The following is a 21,121-nucleotide window of genomic DNA, read 5'->3' as shown; positions in this document are numbered from 1 at the left end:
CGAGGCCGGGGCCTCTGGGGCGCTGACGCGCCCCAGGAAGAAACCGAATTGCGTCGCGCTAAAGCGCGACATTCCCAGGTCAATTGGGACGTTTTAGCGTCTCTACGTTTTAGAACGAAGACAACAAGACAAAAACGCGCTTACGCGCGTTTAGCTGAACACCGTTTGAGGCATTTCAAGCGATTTTACCTGGTCAAATGCGACGTTTTCACGCTAAGACGCTTCCGCGTCTTAGCTTCTTCACAATACTACGCTACCGTTTCACCTCAAGTCTAGCCGTTTTCACGTCAAAACTCTAGCATATGGCTCCGGCAATCACCCGCTGTGACCGAAACCCCACCGGTCGCACGACCGAACCAGCCGGCGGGCCTCCACGCCACCGCCTCGCCGCGGGCCCCTCCTCCCCGACAGCCCTCTCCCCCACCCAACCGCCAGGCCGCCGGCCCGCGCCCAGCATCCTCACCCGCCAGCTCGGAGCGGCGGGGGCCCACACCCCGGCCCGGCGGGGCCACACCGAGCTCGAGGAACCCCACACGACACCCCACCGCCCGCATCAGACACCCGCCAGGTCAACCAATCATTGACAACAAGACAGCCGGCCACCCCGTGCCCCGCCGACCCCCCACTCCAGCCCACACAGGGGCCTCACCACACACCCCACGCACCCACAAACCGCCACGACCACCCAGGGGCCTGTGACCGAAACCCGGGCACACACACCCCCGTGTGACCGAAAACCAGCGCCAGCAAGACCACAACCGACCAGCCACCCGCCGGCAGCCCGCGACCGCGCCGCACCACGCACGCCCCACAGCCACCCACGCGCTCCGCGAGGCAGCCAGCGAGCTCGGACCCTTCGCCTCTGGACCCCGGACGCGGCCACCCCACCAGCGCTCACCCACAGAGCACCTCACGCCCTCCCCGACAGCCCCAGACACGGCGCCCACCACCCGCCCGGGAGTTGTGTTGTGCGGCGCCGGGGCAGCCGCACAACGGCCGGTGGGGCCTTCCGCGTCGGAGAGCTGGGTGTCGCCGCTTGCGGCCACACAGCAGCTCGAGCAGCAGCTACCCCCGCCCCCATGCCGCCCGACACCCGGCCAGTCAACCAATCATTGACAATGAGACAGCCGGCGCCCGCAGCGGCCGGCCCCCACCCAGCAAACCGGCACCACCACCAGCTGTGACCGAAAACCAGAACCGCCGAGACCGCAGCCCCGCGTGACCGAAACCTCGTGTGACCGAAACCAGCCACCGGTCACACGAGGGAGAGCGCGCGCCAACCGGCCCACGCCTCCCCCCGGTCACCTCTCCCCAGGTCGTCACCCCCAGGTCACCGGGGGAACTCCGACCGCGCACGCTCCTCGTCCTCCCCCAAACCACCCGTCTCATCATGCGCAGCCTCCCGCCGACGACGCTCACGCAACGCCACCACCCGACGACCGAAACCCGGATCCAACGGCGCCGCATCAAAGAACGCAGCCACCGGATCCGAATCCGCCTCCTCCACCGCAATCCGATACAGACGCGCCCGCAACTCCCCCAACGGATCACCCGCCGCGCCCACACCATCCGCCGGAACCTCAACCGCCGGAACCTCAACCGCGACCGACACCCCGAACCTCCCCCATCCACCCCGCTCCATCTGTCTCTAACCCTAACGTCTTGCCTGTCCGTGGTCAACACCCAAACCAGCAAAACTCCAGGCAGACACCGCGAATTAGCGTGAACACCCATTGACAGGACTACGCTAAACCGCTAACGTTACAGACAGAAGACAGGGGCGGGCGAAGAAACCCAACACGCGACGAGGGAGGACAGACCGATGCAGATGTGGCTGCTCACGGCCGCCGAGACCGCAACTCCCGCCGCCCCCGAGGGGCACTCCGCAGAGGTCGAGTGGCACAGCGGCGGGCCCGGCAAGTCTGCATACACCGACTACCGTTGGCAGTGCGCATGCGGTCACCGGTACGACAACCCCGGAAGCACCGGCGTCAACGTCCTGCACCACGCCCACCTGGCCGAGGTGGGCTAATGCCCCGCCCGCTCGGGGCGTGGTCCGAGATGCGCGAACGAGCCTCGCCAGCGTGGCGCGGGCGCAGGTCCAGGTCGTCGCCCGTGGTCCAGCCGGCCGCCTCCGCGGCCTGGGCCCAGTAGAGCGCGAGGTAGAAGTGGCTGCGCGACTGCTAGGTGGCGAGGCACCGGACATGGCCTACGTCGCGATGCAGCCCGTCGAAGACCTCACCGCAGAGCCGCAGCCCGAGATCGGGCCACCCTACGACCCCCGAATACGACACCGAGCCCTAACCGAGCAACCGAAGACACCTGACGACCACGGGGTGGCGCAGACCCGGATCGGGGCACAGGCCCGGCCACGAGGAGGAATCGATCATGGCTCACACCGACGCCGCGACGCGCGCCGCCGCGATGACCGACCCGGCCGAATGGCTCTACACGCTCGGCATGCCCCGATACCACGCCGACGCGTTCGCCGCCTACTACCAGGACCACTGCACAGGCATGGAGTTCTCCACAGCCAAACGCCAATTCGACTACGACCACCGCGCGACCAACTACCTCGCCCGGTACGGACGCAGGATCACGACCTTCTCACGCCCGCGTGGCGCGTCCGACCCAGGAACGACGGCCCGCCGATCAGACTGATCAACTTGGGAGCTGATCATGAGCGGCTACATCCGCCACACCGCGACCTACCGGCACTCATCCCAACCGGCTCGAGCGTGCAGTCCTGCGCATCCAGGCCGACGTCGCGGACAAGCGAGCCGACGCGCTGCGACAGCTGCAGGGCAACTGCATTTCGGTGGTCGAGGTGATCGAGGTGGTCGAGGGCATCCACGACGACGACATGATCACGCCGCCCGGCGCAGAGACCTACACCGATTCAAACCAGCACGAGTATGGCCACGGACGCAGCGATCGTCGCGACGACCGCGAGGATGACCGTGAGCCGCAGCCATGGAACCCATGAGCGACCGTAGAACGCTGGCAGCGCCCACGCGACGACACGGGTCCAGTCCGGAGGAGGCGCCGGTGAGGCGTCGTCCTGCTGCGGCGACATACGTTGCTGTGGGGCGTAGCGGGGCTCATGGTGGTGCGGTGGCCGGTCAAGGTTCACAGCGCGTACCTCTCGAACTCTCACTCGGGGTGATCGAGACGCGAGATGTACGAGGGGGACCCAGGCAAGGGGTCCTTTCTCGCGCCGCCACAAGTACGCCACGTCACAGCCCGCTCTCTGCATATCCCGACACGCACCGGCGGCACTCGGCGTGCGCGCAGCGCCGAGAAGACACCATTCGACCGATCGCGTGGCCGCGAAAGTGAGGGAGCAACGCAATTTGCTCCATTCGGCCCGACAGCAGACCCGTTAACCGATCGCCTTCAACCACTTGGCGTATGTTGACCGCCGATTTCCGGCGGACGCGAGATGTCAGAGGACCGGGTACCGATACCCGGAAAATACACGACTGGACCAAATTCGGGGGGCCAAGCGAGCGATGCACGATCGGACCACCATCGGTGATCGGCCACGTGACACCAGGACTGGCCCAGCCCGCCGACGATCCTTCGGCTCCGGCCTCAGTCTGCGCATCCACCTCGCCTGCCCACGTAGACAATCGCGGCGCCGTCGACGAACCGGTAGATCACCGTGCAGCCCTTCGGCGGCGCCAATCCCGTTGAGCGCATCCCGCCCCACGTTTCGCCGAGCGCGGCGAGCGCGGCGAGCGGGTGTGCTCGCCTGCCCGTGCGGCCGGCTGGTCCGCTCGCCCGGCCGCCTGCAATTCACTGGACTCGGTGAGGATGACGAGCTCGCCACAGCCGGTCGAGGTAGGCCGTCGGCTCGGCCGCGGTGCGGCGTCTGACATCAGCCACGGGCTCGATCTTCACGCCGCACGAGACGTCGTGAAGCTCGATCAGCCCGTGATCTACCTCGGCCATGAGCCGGTCGGCCACGCGCGCGACCTCCACGCCGCTGTCGTCGCGCGCCCACACCTCGTTATCGGTGGGCTGCTCGTCGGCCTCGCCCAGCTCGGACAGGGTCTGCTCGCACTCGCGGAACACGGCCAGCGCGTCCCGCAGCTCCTTGATCAGATCGCTCATGACGTCAGCTCCTCGGCTGGTCGTCGGTGGGGTGCAGGTGTCGAGCTGCAGAGCCAGTCGTCGTCCTCGGCGTGCCACGTCGTGGCCGTCAAAGGGCGCCGTCCACGTCCAGCAACAAGCCACCCGCGCCACCAGTCGGGTTCCTCAGCACATCCGGGGCCGTCAGCTGGCGGTAGTCCGCGATCACGCGCATCGCGTCCAGGGCTGCCAGGGGCCGGGGAGCGCACCAGACCAACCCCACACTCTTACTCACGACCGAGCGAGCGTGAGGACGTACGGGGACTCGAACACCCGTTGACCACCGGCCGAGTTGATCAGGGGGAGACGATCAATCTCCCGCATCCCGGACCAGTGGCCGCACCGCCAGGCCACGCCCTCAAACTCGCTCGGTCGTGCTCTACCTGTGTGGGCGCCGGCCACCACCACTGCCCCGACCATCGACGCCGCCGGAGAGTCCCGATGATCGACGCGCCGCGCCGATCAGGGACCGGGTTGGCCATCGCTCCTCCGGATGGAGGGCCCGCCCCCGGAGGGGCGAGCCCGCGGGGCGAGTTAGAGCGGCAGGACGTTGCGCACGGGGACCGGGGTCGGCCCATAGTCGAGGTAGCGGTCGAACTCCACAACCGCCCACGAATCCAGCCACGTGCTCTCTACGCGGATCACGGTGGCGTCGAACGTGTCATAGCAGCGCACCCGGTCACCCGGCTTCAGGTCCGGCGGGTCCGGCGTGGCCTTGTCGGTAACCATCATCACCCTCCCTCAAAGCTCCCGTCTGCAACACTAACGGGAATGCGTAGCAGCGTCAAGACGTGAAAACGTCAACGCTAAAGGTGGAGTCTCGCCGGCCAGAACCAGACGATCGCCGGCCCGGGCCGTGCGGTGCGACTACTCGAAAGACGATGACGACCGTGACGACCAGGACCAGCCACGTGACCACGGGCCCCGGTGCGCGCCGCGGCGTGGCATTCGAGGCGCTATCGGTCACGCGGCGTCGGTGTCGGTGTCGAACAAGTCCAGCTGGACGGCCACCGGTGGCGGTGTGGCGAGCGGCCTCTGCATCCACACCAGGGCCGTGCTGACCTGGGCTCCGCTGCCAGAGAAGGCGCCCCGCCTGCACTCCTCGACTCCTCCGCACTCGTCGAGAAGCTCGCGCAGGGCGCGCACGAGCTTGGACTGCTTGCCGGTCATCACGATCCGGGGCACCACGGCGCCGATCGCTCGTTCCTGTCCTTCTGATCGTGCTCGCCGGTCGTAGTGCTACGCCCACCCAGCGAGTCGGCCTGGTCCGCGACTACCTCCTCCAGATGCAGCCGAGGGTGAAGACGAGGCGGGCGGCGGGGTGCGGCCGTCGCGCCGCTCCCCCTGCCGGCGGCGCGGCTCATAGCCGGGTGGGCGTGGACGTGTAAGCTGGTCTAGGTGGGGCGCCTCGGCCCCCGATCGAGACGCTTCGCCGTCCTGCACGCTGCACACCGACCACCTGACCGGTAGCCGCGCACGGTCCCGCAGTGCTCGCCGCCGCTGCACGCCTCGGCGAGTGCAAGCTCGAGCTGCTCCGAGAAGCGGGCGTCCCATGCCATCCGGCCGTAGACCTTCTGCACCGTGAGCCCGCACCGCTCGGCCGCGTCCCGAAGGTCTCCGCTGGCCCGCACCGCCGAGACAAGTAGGGCCAGCGTGATGTCGTCGACCTCGATCTGCGCCAGGCGGCGGCGCCACCCCGTTGTGTCGGCGGCGTGGCCGGCGCGGGAGACGGCGTCTCGGTGGCCTGCCCGGTATCGGCTCGTCGGAGCGAGCTGCTCGATGGGCCACTTCTTCGGCGGCATCGACCCTCCTCTGATCCTCCCCGCGCGCGCGGGGACAGCGTAGACCCCCGCGCGCACGGGGTGCCGGCATCAGTCCTCGTCGCTCGGGCCGCGCATGTCCGCGACCACCCGCGCGTACGCGCGGGACCGCTGCTCCGGGGTCATCACCGAGGCGATCAGGCTGGGGATCTGCTCCTCGGCGTACCGGTAGGTGTCGGCTGCGATCTCCCGGTAGTCCTCCAGCGTGCCGCCGCGGGCAGTCATGTTCGAGTAGTAGGCGGACGCGTCGTCGATCACGGCCACTACGACGGCGAGACGCGACGGGGTCTCGGCGCCGAGCGGGTCGCGCGCGTCGCGCTCAACGCGCTCGGCGTGAGCCTCCTCGGCGCGCGCCGCCAGGGCTTCCAACACCAGGCGGCGCATCGCCCGAGGGTCGGTCATCGTGGCCAGCTCGGCGAGCGGGTCAGGGGTCGGCATGGTCTCTCCTTGATCAGGGTGTCGAATGGGGTTGTCGGCTCGGGCGGGGGAATCGTTCCTACAGCTCGTTCAGGGCGGCCTATAGCCGGTCGCTCGTCAGCTCACCAGCCCGGCTTGCCCGCGGCGCGTTGTCGGGCCGCGTGCCGGTCGAGTGACTCCTCGATCAATCGCTGGTCGCCCGGCGCGCAATCGCCGTAGATCTGCTCGCAGGTCATGCCCTTGTCGACCACCAGGCGGGTGACGATCGTGTTGACGATGGCGTCCTCGGTCTCCTGGGAGATGCGGTCAGCCATTTCGATCTCCTGTCCTTAAGAGGCGGTCAAGCGGCGACGACGTCACGCCGATCGACAGCAGGCCCGACCAGGTCTCGCGCACGTCGCACCCGCCGAGCTGGCGCCAGTGCTCGCCCGGCCGCTCGATCTCGGAGTCCGGCAAGCGCTGCCACTCGTCCTCCGAGCCGTACTCGTCACGAGTGAGCACGGGTCCGGTCAACGGCTCTACAGGCCGCGAGTATCGGGTGTCGTCCAGCCGTTCCATGATTCCTCCTGTTCAGTGCGTTGATCGAATGTCGTAGTGAGTGCTATCGGCCAAGACGACCGGGCCAATCAGGCCCCACCACCGCCGGCCGACGCGGCGCTCATCGAGAAACCGCCTCTGATACACGGCTCCGTTGCCGCGGAGCCGTAGACGGGCGGGTATGCGTTCACGTGCCGCTGGAGTACTGCCCGCCCACACGTCGAGCACGTCCAGCGCAGAACGCTCGTCAGAGCAGCAGGCGGATCCCAGACCGGTGCGTGCCCCAGTTCGATGGAGATCGCGGGCGGCGCGGGAGGCTCAGGCCAAACGGTCATCGCCGCGCCCCACAGGTCGGGGCCTTGCGCCGGGTCGCCATCGCGCCATCCAGTCGCGACAGGCAGTCCTTGCACGGGCCTACGAAGCTCGAGCGGCACCGGTCACACCATTCGAAACCGGGCACTGCCTGCGGCGGAGGACCGAACTGCAGCTTGCCGGCCGAGATCTCACGCACGGCCGGGTCGGTGGTCATCGCTTCCCCTTCACCTTCTTCTGGTCCATGACCTGGCCGAGCGTCTCCACCCACTCTGCGAACTTCGTCCGCGCCACCTTCTCGTTCATGGTCGCCATGGACATGACAGGGCAGGTCACGAGCCAGCCGCCGTCCGGCGTCCTCTCGATGCTCACCGCGTCGGCCATCACGACCACCGCGCCCGCCCGCCGAGCCGCACGGCCTCGACGTCGGCCTGCACCGCGAGCACCGCACCCATCAGGTCGCTGTACGCCGCCCGCACCCGCACGTGGTCATTCATTTTAGCGTTTTGACGTGACAACTTCAACTCCCCTCAGCCGAGCCGCTAGCCACCCTCACGGACGCACCGCCGTCGAGAAGGCCAGAGCCGGGCCGGGACCTCGTGGCGCTTGTACCGACCCAGGCGGCGTTCGATGCCGGCGATCGCGCCGTGCACTGCGTGGTCACCGGCCGGAAAGTGGGATGACGGGCGTGGTCTGATGCAGGGGTGAGCACCGCCGATCACTCGTGCGGTGGCCGAGATTTCAGGCCCTCGGCCAGCCGGTGCAGCGCGTCTAGCGTCTGCTCGAGGCCCGCCCCCTCGCCATGCAGATGTTGCAGGGGGAGCCTGAGATGCGCTGCCGGAAGTGACCGCGCGATGTTATCGACCGTTCTTTTCGAGCGACGGCCCCTCAGATACACAGCAATCATTGCTTTAACCCGCGCGTCTAGTTTTGTCTCATCTTCCATCTCGGACAGATCCAGCGCGCGGACATCGTCGGGATGCAGGTGCAGCTTCACGATCGTCGCCCGGGCACTCGATTTCCCGGAGCCAGCAGCGGTCTCCGTTGGGACGTCCCGTCTCCCAACGCCGCGTGGTCGCGTCTGCTGGTCCCGAATGTCGCGATCGACAGCCGTACGGAAGCCGGCCGTGTTGTTCAAATATGCCGCTATCATGGCACGGACACGAGTTCCTACCGCAATCCTATCGTCGAGGTTGGCTAAACCGAGTTGATATGCATTATCTGGCGTCAGGTGGACGCTGCGGTCGCCTCCGCGACCCCACGCCTTCCGGCTTGTACGTCGCTCGTCCCCTGCCTTCGTTGCGGCACTGCGCTCCACACGGGACTTCACAACCCGCTGCCGTCGAGAATTCCAGGCTATAATGCGACGCGGGCGCCACACAAGCGCTCCACTAACTTGCGAGTCAGGCTCCGGAAGGTCGCCGCGGCCCCGGTAATTGTAAACAGTGGTCGCCGAAACGCCGAGATGGGCAGCAATATCGTACACGGTCCACCACTCGACCTTGGGATCCCCCGGAGATGCGGCATGCCGGATAGAGGCTCGCTGCGTGGTCGTAGTTCGTGAAGGTGGCAGAGACGGCGGAGGCGGCGGGGGCGGCGGGGGCTCCCAGCGCAGCGCTCGAGCCCCGAGGGCAGCAGCAAGGATGGCGAACCGTTCTCTAGGATCCTCGAGATCACGTCCGACAAGCTCGGCAACTCGTCTCAGCCGCTGAGTGACCGTGGTGCTTGACATTCCAATCTTCCGCGCCGTCTCGCTGATGACGAAGCCCGCGCCGGCCCAGGCGAGCAGCGTTGCCAGTGATTCTTGAAACCCCAGACGCGACGCACCCAACGGGGCAAGCATTGAACGAGCGAACTCCACTGTTGCCGCCTCGTCGTACATGAAAACTTGGTACGTCAGCATGCGCGACAACGCGGGACCGGTGAGTCCTAGCGCGTCGATAGCCCCCTGTTCCCGCAGCGCGTCGATACGGGCCGGGAGGCCACCCTCTTCCGGAAGCGGCCGCTGCGGCCAGCCCAGCAGTCGCGCTCCGAGCACCGCAGCCTGGACCGTGAACCGCTGCCCGGGATCGGTCGGATCATTCCCAGTCAACTCCGCAAAATGATCCAGCCGCTGAAGGACCTCATAGGTCCGCAGATGCAGCTTCCGCGCGGCCTCAGGAACGGAACCTGTAATGAACCAAGCCTCCAGCGTGCCCAGGAACGGCTCTGCTTCCGCACCAGAGTCGATCAACGGCAAGAGCACGGCTTGAACTAGGTCGATGACCGCCGTTTCCGCGTGCATGAACAGGCGATATGTCCCCAGATCCAGTGCACGAACAGCAGGTAGCGGCGGTCCCACTTCCAGTATGGTGCGGGCCTCCACATACGATTGCCGGATGCCGGATGCGCCTGAACGCGGGAGACTTTCAGCCACCCGCCACGGTCCACCAGACGGAAGAATCGCGCTGAGCGCCTCGTGCACAACCTCGCTCAACGCTGACGTCCATACAGGCGTGCCATGTTCAGCCCGCTTCAGCTTCCCCGGGGCAATAACGACGATGCAGTCATCCTTCGGTCCAGCTAGAACACTTTCCCGCTCGCAGCCGCTCCATCGATTCATGACGGAATATTCAACCGCGCCGAGTGCCTCGATGGTTGCCTCTGCGATCCGTGCAGCCGGACGAGCGACTGCGACCTGATGCATTCGCTCGGGATGTAGGCCGGATTGCGATACCTTCCTCATCGCTGCGGCATCCTGAGCAAACTCGAGGATGGATTCATTGACGGTGTCACGGGTTAGCGCATTTACCGCATCCCGGCGTAGCGCTTGCTCAAGCTGCATGATTCGGCTTGATTCTTCGGCAACCAAGGCAAACCATGTGTCGCCGCCGTGACCCTCCACACGTCGAGGGTACCCGACGCGTTTTACCGTCAAATCGCGCGGCAGTCCTGCATCAGGAGGCGACGCTGAGAGCGGTAGCCGCAGTACGGGTATCGCTCCGGGGACCCCGGCGGGTGCACCGCACATCCGGCAGCCAGCCCGAGTTGCCCTCCCGGGTGTACCCCGTGGCCGGGTGCGGCGAGCAGCAGGCCACCGCCCAGCCGACCCAGGCCGGGCCGCCGCCCATGAACGCCGTGCCGCTCACGGGCGGCCGTGGTCGCCCACCTGGGGGGCACTCATCCCCCAGCCTGGGTCACTGCCCATCTGATCGTCACCATGACCATGGTGAGAGCGTCCCCATGAACGACGCGCCGCCCGCGGAGCAAATGCATCTAGTCGAAGTGCGCAACCGCCCGCGTTGCTGACGAGCCGCCGCTGACCGCGTTGTGGGCGGACTCGCTACCCCTCGAGATCGCGCGGGTGCTGCTCGGCGCGTAGCTCGGTGAGCTCCAATGCGGCGAAGCTGTCGCCGGCGGCGGCGAGCGCGGCGAGGGTTTTGAGGTCGCTGCGCTCGGCCAGCAGCTCAGCGCGCCTGGCCGCGGCGTGCGTGTCGCCGGCGTCGGCGCGCGCTGTGAGGGCGTCGAGGTCGCCGCGGTCAGCGAGCAGGTCGACGAGCCGCCGGCCAGCGTAGTTGTCGCCGGCATCGGCGCGTGCAGTGAGAGTGGTGAGCTCGCCACGGTCAGCGAGCAGCTCGACGAGCCTCCAGGCGGCGGCGTCATCGCCGGCTTCGGCAAGAGTGGTGAGAGCGTCAAGCTCACCCCGGGCCGCGAGCACGCCAGCGCGCCCCTCCGCGGCGTGGCGGTCACCGGCGGCGGCGAGCGCGGTGAGGGTAGTGAGGTCGCCGCGGAGTTCGAGGAGCTCAGCGCGCCTGGCCGCGGCGTGCGTGTCGCCGGCGTCGGCGCGCGCTGTGAGGGCGTCGAGGTCGCCGCGGTCAGTGAGCAGCTCGACGAGCTTTCGGGCGGCGAGATGGTGAGCCCCCGGGCGGCGGGCCAGCTGGTTGCTGGCGAAGCCGGCGACGGCGGCGCGCGCAGTGAGGGTGTCGAGGTCGCCGCGTTCGGCGAGCAGTTCCGCGAGCCTCCAGGCGGCGTGGGGATTCCCGGCGTCAGCTTGGGTGGTGAGAGCGTCAAGGTCTCCCGCGTCGGCGAGCCGGTCGACGGCGGCGATCCGGTCGACGAGCCACCAGGCGCCCGTGTCGTCGTTGCCCGCGGTGAGGTCGGCTTGCGGGTCGGGTTGCGTCGGTGCGTTGAGGTCGCCAAGCTCGGCGAGCGCCAGAGCTGCGTAGTTGTCGCCCGCGTCGGCGCGCGCAGTGAGTGTCTCGGCATCGCCACGGTCGACGAGCAGCCCGGCGAGCCGGTAGGCAGCGTGGCGTTCACCGCCGTCAGCTCGGGTCGTGAGGGTGTTGATGTCGCCACGGTCGGCGAGCAGTTCCGCGAGCCTCCAGGCGGCGTCGTCGTCGCCGGTGTCAGCGCGGGCGGCCAGGGCATCCGCATCGCCGAGGCGGGCGAGGAGGTCGGCGAGCCGCTGACCGGCGAAGTAGTCGCCGGCCGCGGCGCGGGCGGTGAGTGTCTCGGCATCGCCGCGGTCAACGAGCAGCTCGACGAGCGATCGGGCGGCGGTGCGGTCGCCGGCGTCGGCGAGTTCGGTCAGGGCTTCCACGTTGCCCACGTCGGCGTAGAGCCGAGCGGGCTCGTCGTGGGGGTTGCGCCGGATCAGGTCGTCGGCGATGTCGCGCTGTCCCGCGCGGTATGCCGCTCGAGCGATCTGTCGGGCAGTACTTGGAGTGACGTGTGCGATCAGGTGCTGCCAGAGCGCCTTGGGTATCGCCGCCCGTTGGGGTGTCGCTAACGCGGTGTCGGATGCCGTGGCGAGGAGGTAGTCGAAGGCACGGTCACCCCAGTTTCGGTGGTGCTCGAGCAGCGGGCTCGCGCCGGCTATCGACGTCCGCGCCCATGCCATCGCCTCCGCTGTGAGAGGCCGCGGGGCGTGGCGGAGGTGTTCGGGAAGGTGTAGCTGATGGGCAGCGACGAGCAGGGGTTCGGGGATGGGTTGGGTGTAGCCGGCGCGGTAGCAGTCGATGGCGGCGTCGACGAGCGCGGCCGCGGTCTGTTTGACCGGGTCGTCGCTGGCGCGGGCGTATTCGAGCTGGTCGGCGAGCTGAGGGCCGGCGGCGAGCCATTCGGCGATGCCGTAGCGGTCCCCGATCTTGTCGAGCGCCTCGGCGAGCCACAGGTCGTCGGACTCGTGGGCTCGGGCGAGCGCGCGTTCGAGTTCCGCCGGCAGGGGTCGGCGGTGCAGGGTGATCCGGGTGTTGGCACGGCGCAGCAGCCGGTCACCTGCGGTATCGCGGAAGGCATCTTGCGTGTCGGCGCGCAGTGTGGCGAGCAGCACGGTCGGCCCGACCGGAAGGTCGAGAAGGCGGTTCAGCTGTTCAGACCCGATATCTTGCTCGAGCATCTCTTGAACCTCATCGAGCCAAAGCACGGTGTGGCGTAGGTTGAACTGCGCGTCGAGCATCTCGGCCAGGCCGCGGGCGCTGCGCGGGATCAGCAGGCGCCAGGTGGGCAGCTCGGCCTGCATGGCCTCCACGGCCGCGCGGGTCTTGCCCGCTAACGAGGCTCCGGTGACGAGGACCAGCCGCACCGGAGGGCCCTCGCCGGCGGCAGCCGCGGCGAGGGCCGGGCGCAGCTCGGCGTCCTTCTCGCGCTCCACGTACGTCGGCAGCTCACCGGCCCGTACCCGCTCGCTGAGATTCTGCCCGGAGGACAGGCGGGTGATCGGTGGGTGCACACCCAGTCGGGTCCAGTGCCGGAACTCGTCCACGGCCGGGAGTCGACCGTCGACCGCGACGGCGCAGCTGGCCAATCGGAACGCGGGCTGGGCGCGACCGGCGGCCACGGCGGATTCCTCGGCGGCGGCGCGGAACAGCAGCTGCTGCAACCTGGACAGCTCGGCTGGACGGCAGGCCGTGACGACGGCCGCGAGCTCGTCGCGATCCGGAAGTCGCTTCCCCGCGGCAAGCTCGGAGAGTCGCTGTTTGCTCCGTCGAGGCCGAAGCGTCCCGCCCAGGGCATTCAGTGAGCTGAACGCGCCGCTGGTGAGTACCTCGCGCAGCGCGAGGACGAACGCGCGCCGTGCCGGGTACGGGATCGACGGGGCGGGATCGAGCCGGATCCGCCGCCTGGGTGCGGAGGGCTCGATCATTGATCGTCCGGTCGCCGTGCCGGACGGCGCAGGTAGGGGGCGGCGTCGTCCGGTGTCGCCTCGTGGACGATCACCTGGGCTGGCGAAGTGGGTGGCACCCGGCCCAAGCGATGGGCCCTCGACGCCCCTGCGGAGTGCTCCATGGCCCCCCTCGCCCTGCCCGTCAGCCTCGTCGTCGCACTCGGGCAGCTGGCCGAGCTGACACCGCTCACGTCATGCCTGGTGCTCGGCTACCTTCTGGCTCGACTGCTCGTTCCTGTCCTTCTGATCGTGCTCGCCGGTCGTAGTGCTACGCCCACCCAGCGAGTCGGCCTGGTCCGCGACTACCTCCTCCAGATGCAGCCGAGGGTGAAGACGAGGCGGGGCGGCGGGGTGCGGCGGTCGCGCCGCTCCCCCTGCCGGCGGCGCGGCTCATAGCCGGGTGGGCGTGGACGTTTGGGCGTGGACGTGAAAGCTGGCCGAGCGGGCCGCTGACGTGCGCGCTCTCGCACGGCCCGCGGCCGCGTCGGCCGGTGCAGCTGTCCGCCGCCCGGGGTCGACCGGCCTCGGTACCGGGCTCTGCCGCAGATGAGCCCGACCAATCTGGCTCTGGCCCGCGGCTGATCCCCGGGCCGGATAGCGCCGGCGGTCGCGGGTCCGCGCCATCGTCGACCGCTGGCGCGCAGGCTCGATCAGGTCATGGCCGCAGTCGGTCGCGAGCACCCGATCGGCGCCGGTCGCTCCCGGCAGGGCTCGCCCGACGGACCCGCCTGCGCGACCACCGCGGTCAGCGCGTTGAGGTCGCCCTGCGCGGCGAGTGGCTCGGCGAGGAGCAGGCTACCGGCGTCGAACCGCGTGGTGAGCGTCGAGCTCGCCATGTACGGCGACCGGCTCAACGGAGTGGCAGTCGCCGGTATCGGCCTGCGCGGTCATCGTGTCGAGATCGCGACGCCCGACGAGGCCACTGGCGAGCACCGTGAGGAGGATCCAGGCGCCGTCGGGGTCATCCGAATCGGCGCGCGAGGTCAGGGCGTCGGTGGAGTTCGCCACGCAGGACGAGCAGCTCGGCGAGCCGCTCGGCGGCGTGCTGGTCGCCGGCGTCCGCCCGCGCAGTCAACGCCGGGATGTCGCCACGCTCGGCCAGCAGCTCGTCAAGTACGCGGGCGGCGTCCCAGTCGTCTGCGTTCGCGCGCGCGGTCAACGCCGGGATGTCGCCACGCTCGGCGAGCAGTTCGGCGAGCCTGAGGGCGGCGCCCTCGTCGAAATCCGCGAGCTTGGTCAGCGCCTCGAGGTTGTCGGGCCCGGCGAGTTCCCAGAGGGCATGCTGGTCGCCGGCGGCGGCCCGCGCAGTCAGGGCGTCGAAATCGCCCCGCTCGGCGAGGAGCCGGGCCAGCCGGCGAGCGGCCTCCTCGTGGCGCGCATCCGCGAGCACAGTCAGCGCGCGAAGGTCACCCCGCTCGGCGAGCAGCCAGGGGAGCCGCCCGGCGGCGCGCCGGTCACCGGCGTCTGCCCGCTCGGTCAGCGTGTCGACGTCGCCACGCTCGGCCAGCAGCTCAGTGAGTCGTTCGGCGGCCTCCTCGTCGCCGGCGTCGGCCCGCGCGGTCAACACCTTGAAATCGCCTAGCTTGGCGAGCTCCACACCGGCGCGCGCGTCGCCCGCCTCGGCCCGCGCGGTCAACGCCGGGATGTCGCCACGCTCGGCCAGCAGCACGGCGAGCCGGCCAGCAGCCCACCGGTCGCCCGCGTCCGCGCGTGCCGTCAGCCCCGGGATGTCACCCCGCTCGGCCAGCAGCCCGGCGAGAAGCGCGGTGGCGTCCCAGTCGCCCGCATCGGCGCGCGCGGTCAGCGTGTCGAGGTCACCCCGCTCGGCGAGCAACTCGGCAAGCTCGGCGGCCGCGAGAGAGCTACCCGCGTCCGCCCATTCGGTCAGTACCTTGAAATCGCCTAGCTTGGCGAGCTCCGCACCGGCGTGCACGTCGCCCGCCTCGGCCCGCGCGGTCAACGCCGGGATGTCGCCACGCTCGGCCAGCAGCACGGCGAGCCGGCCAGGAGCCCACCGGTCGCCCGCGTCCGCGCGCGCGGTCAGCGCCGTGATGTCGCGGCGCTCGGCGAGCAGCTCGACGAGCAGGTAGGCAGCGCGAGAGTGGCCCGCAGCCGCGCGCGCGGTCAACGCCGGGATGTCGCCGCGCTTGGCGAGCAGCTCGGCGAGCAAACTGGCGGCGTTTCCCCACCACAACCCGTTGGTCTCGGCCATGGCGGTGAGGGACTCGACGTCGCCCATCTCGGCGTAGAGCCGGGCTCGCGCCTGATGATGAAGTCGCGGGATGAGTGTGTGCGCGAGGGCGCTTTGCCCGGCGCGGTAGGCCGCCCGGGTAACCAGCTCGCTGGTGCCGGGGGTGAGATGCGCGGGCAGCAGCTGCCAGATGCCGGCGTGGACCGCCGCTGCCGGATTCTCGGTGGCGGCGCCGACGAGGTAGTCGAAGGCGCGGTCGCCCCACCCCGTGTGGGGTTCCAGGAGAGCACTTGCGCCGGCAACTGGCTTCCGTGCCCATTCCAGCGCGTCCGCTGTAACCGAGTGCGTGACGTAGCGGAGGTGTTCGGGCAGGTAGAGATCGCGCGCCGCGAGCAGGAGCGGCTCCGGGATGGGTCGGGTGTAGCCGGCGTGGTAGCAGTCGATCGCGGCGTCCACCAGGGCGGCAGCAGTCTGCTTGACCGGGTCGTCGCTGGCGCGGGCACGGTCGAGCTGGTCAACCAGTTGCGGGCCTGCAGCCAGCCATTCCGCGATCCCATAGCGTGCGCCGATTCTGTCGAGCGCCTCGACCAGCCACGGATCGCTGTGTGTGCGGGCGCGGGCGAGTTCTTGTTCGAACTCTTCCCCCGCCGGCCGGCGATACAGCGTGATCCGGGGCGCCGCGCGCTGAAAAAGCCGCTCAGCTGCTGTGCCGCGAAGGACCTCCTCGCGGTCGGCCCTGAGCGTGGCAAGCAGCACCGTCGGACCGGTGTCACGGTCGAGGAGGCGCTCGAGCTGCTCGGCGCCGCGATCCTGCCGGACCAGATCTTGGACCTCATCGAGCCACACCACGGTGTGGCGCACATTGAAGTCGCGATCGAGCAGCTGGGCAAGGGACCGGGCGCTGCGAGGGATGAGCAGCCGCCAGCCAATCAGCTCGGCCCGCATCGCCTCGACGGCGGCGCGGGTCTTGCCGGCCAGCGACGCGCCAGTGACCAGCACCAGCCGCACCGACGGGCCCTCGCCCCTCGCGGCCGCGGCGAGAGCCGGCCGCAGCTCGGTGCGGTCTCGCTCCCGCTCGACGTAGGTGGGCAGCCCCCCGGCCTGCACCCGATCGGTGAGGTCGAGACCGGAGGACACCCGGGTGATCGGCCGGTGCACACCCAGCCGCACCCAGTCCCGATACTCCTCGACGACCGGCAGCCGACCATCGATGGTGACAGCGTGGTCGGACAGCCGCGACAACACGGCGGTCCGGTCGGCATCCGCGGCGGACTCCTCAGCCTCAGCCCGGAGCAGCAGCTGCAGCAACTTGGGCCATGCACCGGGGCGGCAGGCCTCGACGATGGCCTTCAGCTCGTCGACATCCGGTAGCCGGGTTCCGCGGGCTGGCTCGGACAGCCGCTGCTTCGTTCGCCGTGGTCGCAGACTATCGCCGAGCTCCGCCAGCGAGCCGAACCGGCTGTTCTCAAGCAGGTCCCGAAGCGCCAGGACGAATGCACGCCGCGCAGGTTCGGGGATCGTCGGCTCGCGCCCGAGCCGGATCCGGCGCCCGGTCACGGGCGCATTGTCCACACCCGTCCGCCAGTCGTTACGGACGGTCCCGGCCAGCGGCGCTGCCGTCCCGTGAGGCTCGCGGGCCGGATGGCGCGGTTTCGCGCGGTCAGGCCCACCCGTTGCTGGGTGGACGGCGAGCCCGGCGAGCGGATCGGCGACCGGCTGTGGCGAGCTCGTGTCATCGTGTTCCGGGCCGCCCGCGGTTCCCCGCCACCGACAATTCATCCCCGAACCGCCAGGCCCACCGCACATCGCGCACTGCAAGCCAGTCCCCGAGCCTCGCGACGATCACCTCGTGCTCCGAACGACCCCGCGCTGCGTCGGTGCTCATCGTGCGGAACTCACGCGCATCGCGTCCAGGGCTGCCAGGGGCCGGGGAGCGCACCAGACCAACCCCACACTCTTACTCACAACCGAGCGAGCGTGAGGACGTACGGGGACTCGAACACCCGTTGACCACCGGCCACGGTCGATCAGCTGGAGATGATCAACCTCCCGCATCCCGGACCAGCGGCCGCACCGCCAGCGGTCATCGCCTCGCCCTCGCGCACGCCGGGCAGCTCATCGGCCCTTGCGCTTCTCGTCCATGACCCGGCCGAGCGTCTCCACCCACTCCGCGAACTTCCGCCAGGCCGACGCCTCGTCCATCGTCGCCATCGACATGACAGGGCAAGTCACGAGCCAGCCGCCGTCCGGCGTCTTCTCGATCGTCACCTTTTCAGCCATCACGACCACCGCGCCCGTCTGCCGAGCCGCACGGCTTCGATGTCGGCCTGCACCGCGAGCACCGCGCCCATCAGGTCGCTGTACGCCGCGCGCACCCGCACGTGGTCATTGCACACCGCGTCACCGCTGATCACCGTGACCGCCTCCTGAACGGCGACCGAGGATGGCCGCAAGGCAGCCAGGCAGACCGCGCACTTCATCGCCGCCACCTACGCTTCAGCTCCTCGCCAGCCTTGTCGACGACCGCGCGCCAGGCCTTCTGCGTGTGGTAGTGCCTGGCGCGCGAGAAGCAGATCGGGCAGCCCTCGCGCTCGTGGTGCACTTCTACGTCATCCCAGCTCACGCGCTGGCTCGTGCCCTCGTCCATCCCTCACTCCTCCAGTTCTTGACACGGGCAGTCCTCGCGGCATGGCCGCGCGCCCGTCCAGGCGTGCACACGGGTGCTGTGGCCGCAGCTGCGGCCGCCTCCCCTGACCGAGGGCGCCGACGCCGTCGGCGAGCGAGCGCCGGTGGCATTGAGGCGTTATCGGCCAATCCCGGCGGCGGCGGCGTTCGCGGATGAGTCATCCGCGCCAGGCTCGACGCGCTCGAAGGCCTTACGAGCCTCGGCCAGCTCGCGCTCCGCCGCGGTCAGCTCGACCGCCTCGGGTGTTGGCGGCATGACGCTCTCCTGTCGTAGTGGGTGTTAGCGACTTGATTCCTCTTCGTCGCCTTGCTCGTCGGAGGGCTGGAGCGTCTCGGCAAGGTCGTCGACCGTGACGCTCCGAAGCCTCTCTCGGTAACCCAGCGGTAGTCCTTCTCGGGCATGCTCATCTCCTGTCGCAGTGGGTGCCGACCGGGCTCAGCCGACTCGATGCGTTCTTCGCCGCGCAGCGGTAGCCGCAGTACGGGTCCCGGTCCGGGACCCCGGCAGGTGCAACGCACATCCGGCAGCCAGCCCGAGTTGTCCTCCGGGGTGTACGCCGTAGCCGGGTGCGGCGAGCAGCAGGCCACCGCCCAGCCGACCCAGGCCGGCCGCCGACCATGAACGCCCGTACCGCTCACGGGCGACCGTGGTCGCCCACCGGGGGGCACCCATCCCCCAGCCTGGATCGCTGCCCATCTGATCGTCACCACCAAGATCCGACCGGAGCTTCCATGCCGACCGGGACATGGAAGTAGACATGGATCTTGCGGTTCGTGCGGACCGCGGCCTCCATCCGGTGGTTGCCCGCACTGGCCACCCACTGATCGTTGTCATCGAGGTAGGCAGTCGGCTCCCCGTTGTTGCCACAGAAGTCCGGGCCACGCCAGTCCGGGTTCGCCATGTATCCCTCGACAGCCTTCTCGTTGCGCACACGCCGCTTGACCATGGTGGGCACGAGCTTGCGCTTCACGACCCGTGTGCGCCGCTTGGTCTTCCCGGCCACGCTGCTACCGCCGGAAGCCGGTCGACGGGCAGCGGCCGCCGGGATAGGGCTGCATGTGCCGGTAGGTCATCGCGTCACCTCAGCGTCGGTGGGATGGAGCGGTGGATGAGTGCGGCGCCGCAGCCGAGGCCCACGACAGGAAGGCAGGACAAGAACGCGTTGACCTGCCATGTGGGGCCTGAGTGACATGCGCGAGGCCACGCCTACACGGTAGCGTTTTCACGCTAATACGTCAATCGAATCCTGAGCGACTGCGGGTTGGCCTGAACGCCAGCACTCTCCCGCGGCGACGACGACCGAGGCTCAGCCACATGACCACGGCCCCGGTGCGCACCGGGGCCGTGGCGACGCCGAAGATCACACGCGGCCGCCGCGGAAACCTCGGCCCGCCGCACCCAGCACCATCAGGTCCGCACTTCAACGATCGTGGAGATCGGGATGCGGTCATCCCATGACCCGCCGACCACGGAGGGCACCGTCACACTCTTGGCGTTGACCCTCTTCACCCGGTGCCAGCCGCCGTTCTGGTCGCGGACGAACCGGGCCCGCGCCAGGTTCTCCCGAGTCACCGAGGCCGCTGCGGCGACGTTGGCGGTCGCCCGCTCGGCGGCGGCTTCCGCTGCCCGGGCCCGCATCTGCGCGGAGGACAACCGCCGCTCCGCGGCCACGGTCGCGGCGAGGTCCCGGTCGGTCCGGGCCTGCGCCTGCCGCACCTGCCGCCCGGTCCGCCGAACAACCTGTCCAAGAGGCAGGTTCGGATCGTTCGCCGTGCGGCCATCCATCGCCACCCCGGCGACCCGCTCGGCGTTCCGCTCGGCGGCGGCGAGCCCCTCCCGGGCCCGGGCCAGTTCAGCGGCCGCGGCGCGTTCCCTCGCAGTGAGCTGCTCCCGGTCTGGCCCGATCGGCTCTGCATCGGCCGCCTGCCCGGCACGCGGGCGGGCCGGCGCAGGCCGACCGGACAGCTCGGCGGCCAACCGCTGACGGCGAGTGATCTCCGGTGAGCTACCCGGATTCCGGCCCTGCAGCCGCTGCAACGCGGCGTCGTTATCAGCCGCCAGGGTCTCACGCTGCGCGGGGGTCAGCACGCCGAGCACACGGGCGCGTTCCTTCTTGCTCCTGGCGGCCAACAGATCGGCCTCCGGCACGCCAGCAGGCCGCTGCAATTCGTCGTGCAGCACGTTGAGCGCGGCCGCGCGGATGCCGCTCTCCCCGTACACGCCGTTCTCGCAGGCGTAGAGCTCGCGCAGCTGCCGCTCGACCTGCCCGCGCAGGGTGGCGCGCTCCTCATCACCGAGGAACTCGACTCGGCCCCGCAGCTCGCGCCGCTCCGACGCCGTACTGACACCACCGAGCCCGCACAGCAGCCGCTCCAACTGGTCAGCGCGGGACATCGCAGAGTGCACAGGGACTCACTCCCCGAGGATGTGTCGGACAGCGCGCGCCACCGTGCCATCCGGGTGGCCATCCCACCGAACCAGCAACTCCTGGGCCCGCCCCTCCATTTCGGCCACCCGCGCACGCAACCGCCCATTCGCGTGCCGCTCCCGCTCCACCAGCTCCGCAATCGCCATCGCATCGCCACCATGCGCATCGAAGATCTCACCAGCAACACTGGCCATAACCGGCCGCCTCCCCCGCTAACCCCGTCCACCTCTTGTCTGCAACCCTATCGTGCTCTCATCGCAGCGTCAAGACGTGAAAACGCCTACCTCGGTGCCCGAACGCCGGCGACGGGCCAGCCCAGCACAGCCGACCATCCGAACTACCCCAGAACCCCCGCGCGACGGCCTACCTACGCCCCCACTGACCTGAGGAACCGCTTCGGCTCCGGCAGCCTCAGTCTGCTGATCCACCTCGCCTGCCAGGCTGATCAGCC

The 21,121-nt window shown here is 69.4% G+C and carries 23 protein-coding genes; 4 read left to right on the top strand and 19 right to left on the bottom strand.

Annotated features, from left to right (window positions below; genetic code table 11):
- Positions 1–1,330: 1,330 nt before the first annotated feature.
- Positions 1,331–1,612 (bottom strand): hypothetical protein, encoded by a 282-nt coding sequence (locus tag K1T35_RS48610; RefSeq protein WP_220263342.1) that lies wholly within the window; start codon positions 1,610–1,612, stop codon positions 1,331–1,333.
- A gap of 210 nt (positions 1,613–1,822) precedes the next feature.
- Here K1T35_RS48610 and K1T35_RS48605 point away from each other — a divergent pair, with 210 nt between their 5' ends.
- The 3 genes from K1T35_RS48605 (at position 1,823) to K1T35_RS48595 (ending at position 2,986) form a co-directional block, all read left to right on the top strand.
- On the top strand, positions 1,823–2,032 hold the full coding sequence (locus tag K1T35_RS48605; protein WP_220263578.1) for a hypothetical protein: 210 nt from the start codon (positions 1,823–1,825) through the stop codon (positions 2,030–2,032).
- A gap of 356 nt (positions 2,033–2,388) precedes the next feature.
- Positions 2,389–2,661, top strand: coding sequence for a hypothetical protein (locus K1T35_RS48600; protein ID WP_220263577.1), 273 nt, complete (start codon positions 2,389–2,391; stop codon positions 2,659–2,661).
- 166 nt (positions 2,662–2,827) lie between these two features.
- The gene (locus K1T35_RS48595) at positions 2,828–2,986 is read left to right on the top strand and encodes a hypothetical protein (RefSeq protein WP_220263576.1); all 159 of its coding nucleotides are present in this window, start codon (positions 2,828–2,830) and stop codon (positions 2,984–2,986) included.
- Positions 2,987–3,798: 812 nt separating this feature from the next.
- Here the strand turns inward: K1T35_RS48595 and K1T35_RS48590 are convergent.
- The 10 genes from K1T35_RS48590 to K1T35_RS48545 form a co-directional block, all read right to left on the bottom strand.
- Positions 3,799–4,116 carry a hypothetical protein gene (locus K1T35_RS48590; RefSeq protein ID WP_220263575.1) on the bottom strand — a complete coding sequence of 106 codons (318 nt, stop codon included), beginning with the start codon at positions 4,114–4,116 and terminating at the stop codon, positions 3,799–3,801.
- A gap of 552 nt (positions 4,117–4,668) precedes the next feature.
- Positions 4,669–4,866, bottom strand: a complete 198-nt coding sequence (locus K1T35_RS48585) for a hypothetical protein (protein ID WP_220263574.1) — start codon at positions 4,864–4,866, stop codon at positions 4,669–4,671.
- A 231-nt stretch (positions 4,867–5,097) separates the two neighbouring features.
- Complete coding sequence (locus K1T35_RS48580; protein WP_220263573.1) at positions 5,098–5,322, bottom strand: hypothetical protein; 225 nt, start codon at positions 5,320–5,322, stop codon at positions 5,098–5,100.
- A 206-nt stretch (positions 5,323–5,528) separates the two neighbouring features.
- Positions 5,529–5,936 (bottom strand): hypothetical protein, encoded by a 408-nt coding sequence (locus tag K1T35_RS48575; RefSeq protein ID WP_220263572.1) that lies wholly within the window; start codon positions 5,934–5,936, stop codon positions 5,529–5,531.
- A 69-nt stretch (positions 5,937–6,005) separates the two neighbouring features.
- The gene (locus K1T35_RS48570) at positions 6,006–6,392 is read right to left on the bottom strand and encodes a hypothetical protein (protein ID WP_220263571.1); all 387 of its coding nucleotides are present in this window, start codon (positions 6,390–6,392) and stop codon (positions 6,006–6,008) included.
- A gap of 101 nt (positions 6,393–6,493) precedes the next feature.
- A complete protein-coding gene (locus tag K1T35_RS48565) occupies positions 6,494–6,685 on the bottom strand; it encodes a hypothetical protein (RefSeq protein WP_220263570.1) in 192 nt (63 codons plus the stop codon).
- On the bottom strand, positions 6,678–6,929 hold the full coding sequence (locus K1T35_RS48560; RefSeq protein WP_220263569.1) for a hypothetical protein: 252 nt from the start codon (positions 6,927–6,929) through the stop codon (positions 6,678–6,680). The genes K1T35_RS48565 and K1T35_RS48560 overlap by 8 nt, the downstream gene beginning before the upstream one ends.
- A 504-nt stretch (positions 6,930–7,433) precedes the next feature.
- Positions 7,434–7,604 carry a hypothetical protein gene (locus K1T35_RS48555; protein ID WP_220263568.1) on the bottom strand — a complete coding sequence of 57 codons (171 nt, stop codon included), beginning with the start codon at positions 7,602–7,604 and terminating at the stop codon, positions 7,434–7,436.
- A 334-nt stretch (positions 7,605–7,938) separates the two neighbouring features.
- Positions 7,939–10,104: a helix-turn-helix domain-containing protein gene (locus K1T35_RS48550; RefSeq protein WP_220263567.1), complete on the bottom strand. Its 2,166-nt coding sequence runs from the start codon at positions 10,102–10,104 to the stop codon at positions 7,939–7,941.
- Positions 10,105–10,542: 438 nt separating this feature from the next.
- Positions 10,543–13,344: a hypothetical protein gene (locus K1T35_RS48545; RefSeq protein WP_220263566.1), complete on the bottom strand. Its 2,802-nt coding sequence runs from the start codon at positions 13,342–13,344 to the stop codon at positions 10,543–10,545.
- Positions 13,345–13,485: 141 nt separating this feature from the next.
- On the opposite strand from K1T35_RS48545, the gene K1T35_RS48540 reads away from it, so the two are divergent.
- Positions 13,486–13,761 carry a hypothetical protein gene (locus tag K1T35_RS48540; protein ID WP_220263565.1) on the top strand — a complete coding sequence of 92 codons (276 nt, stop codon included), beginning with the start codon at positions 13,486–13,488 and terminating at the stop codon, positions 13,759–13,761.
- A gap of 254 nt (positions 13,762–14,015) precedes the next feature.
- Here the strand turns inward: K1T35_RS48540 and K1T35_RS48535 are convergent, their stop codons facing one another.
- The 8 genes from K1T35_RS48535 to K1T35_RS48500 all read right to left on the bottom strand — a co-directional run bounded on the left by K1T35_RS48535 (position 14,016) and on the right by K1T35_RS48500 (position 20,864).
- Positions 14,016–14,201 carry a hypothetical protein gene (locus tag K1T35_RS48535; protein WP_220263564.1) on the bottom strand — a complete coding sequence of 62 codons (186 nt, stop codon included), beginning with the start codon at positions 14,199–14,201 and terminating at the stop codon, positions 14,016–14,018.
- A gap of 125 nt (positions 14,202–14,326) precedes the next feature.
- Positions 14,327–17,113 carry a hypothetical protein gene (locus K1T35_RS48530; protein ID WP_220263563.1) on the bottom strand — a complete coding sequence of 929 codons (2,787 nt, stop codon included), beginning with the start codon at positions 17,111–17,113 and terminating at the stop codon, positions 14,327–14,329.
- 558 nt (positions 17,114–17,671) lie between these two features.
- Positions 17,672–17,836: a hypothetical protein gene (locus K1T35_RS48525; RefSeq protein WP_220263562.1), complete on the bottom strand. Its 165-nt coding sequence runs from the start codon at positions 17,834–17,836 to the stop codon at positions 17,672–17,674.
- Complete coding sequence (locus K1T35_RS48520; protein ID WP_220263561.1) at positions 17,836–18,045, bottom strand: hypothetical protein; 210 nt, start codon at positions 18,043–18,045, stop codon at positions 17,836–17,838. The genes K1T35_RS48525 and K1T35_RS48520 overlap by 1 nt, the downstream gene beginning before the upstream one ends.
- Positions 18,033–18,203: a hypothetical protein gene (locus K1T35_RS48515; protein WP_220263560.1), complete on the bottom strand. Its 171-nt coding sequence runs from the start codon at positions 18,201–18,203 to the stop codon at positions 18,033–18,035. The genes K1T35_RS48520 and K1T35_RS48515 overlap by 13 nt, the downstream gene beginning before the upstream one ends.
- Positions 18,204–18,945: 742 nt before the next feature.
- Positions 18,946–19,245, bottom strand: a complete 300-nt coding sequence (locus K1T35_RS48510) for a hypothetical protein (RefSeq protein WP_220263559.1) — start codon at positions 19,243–19,245, stop codon at positions 18,946–18,948.
- Between the two features lie 404 nt (positions 19,246–19,649).
- Entirely contained in the window at positions 19,650–20,636 is a 987-nt protein-coding gene (locus K1T35_RS48505; RefSeq protein ID WP_220263558.1) for a hypothetical protein, read from the bottom strand.
- An 18-nt stretch (positions 20,637–20,654) separates the two neighbouring features.
- Positions 20,655–20,864 carry a hypothetical protein gene (locus K1T35_RS48500; protein WP_220263557.1) on the bottom strand — a complete coding sequence of 70 codons (210 nt, stop codon included), beginning with the start codon at positions 20,862–20,864 and terminating at the stop codon, positions 20,655–20,657.
- Positions 20,865–21,121 lie beyond the last annotated feature (257 nt).

Source organism: Pseudonocardia sp. DSM 110487 (assembly GCF_019468565.1).
Taxonomy (GTDB): Bacteria; Actinomycetota; Actinomycetes; order Mycobacteriales; family Pseudonocardiaceae; genus Pseudonocardia.
Note: the sequence above shows the minus strand (reverse complement) of the source record. Positions and strands in the feature narration are given on the sequence as shown.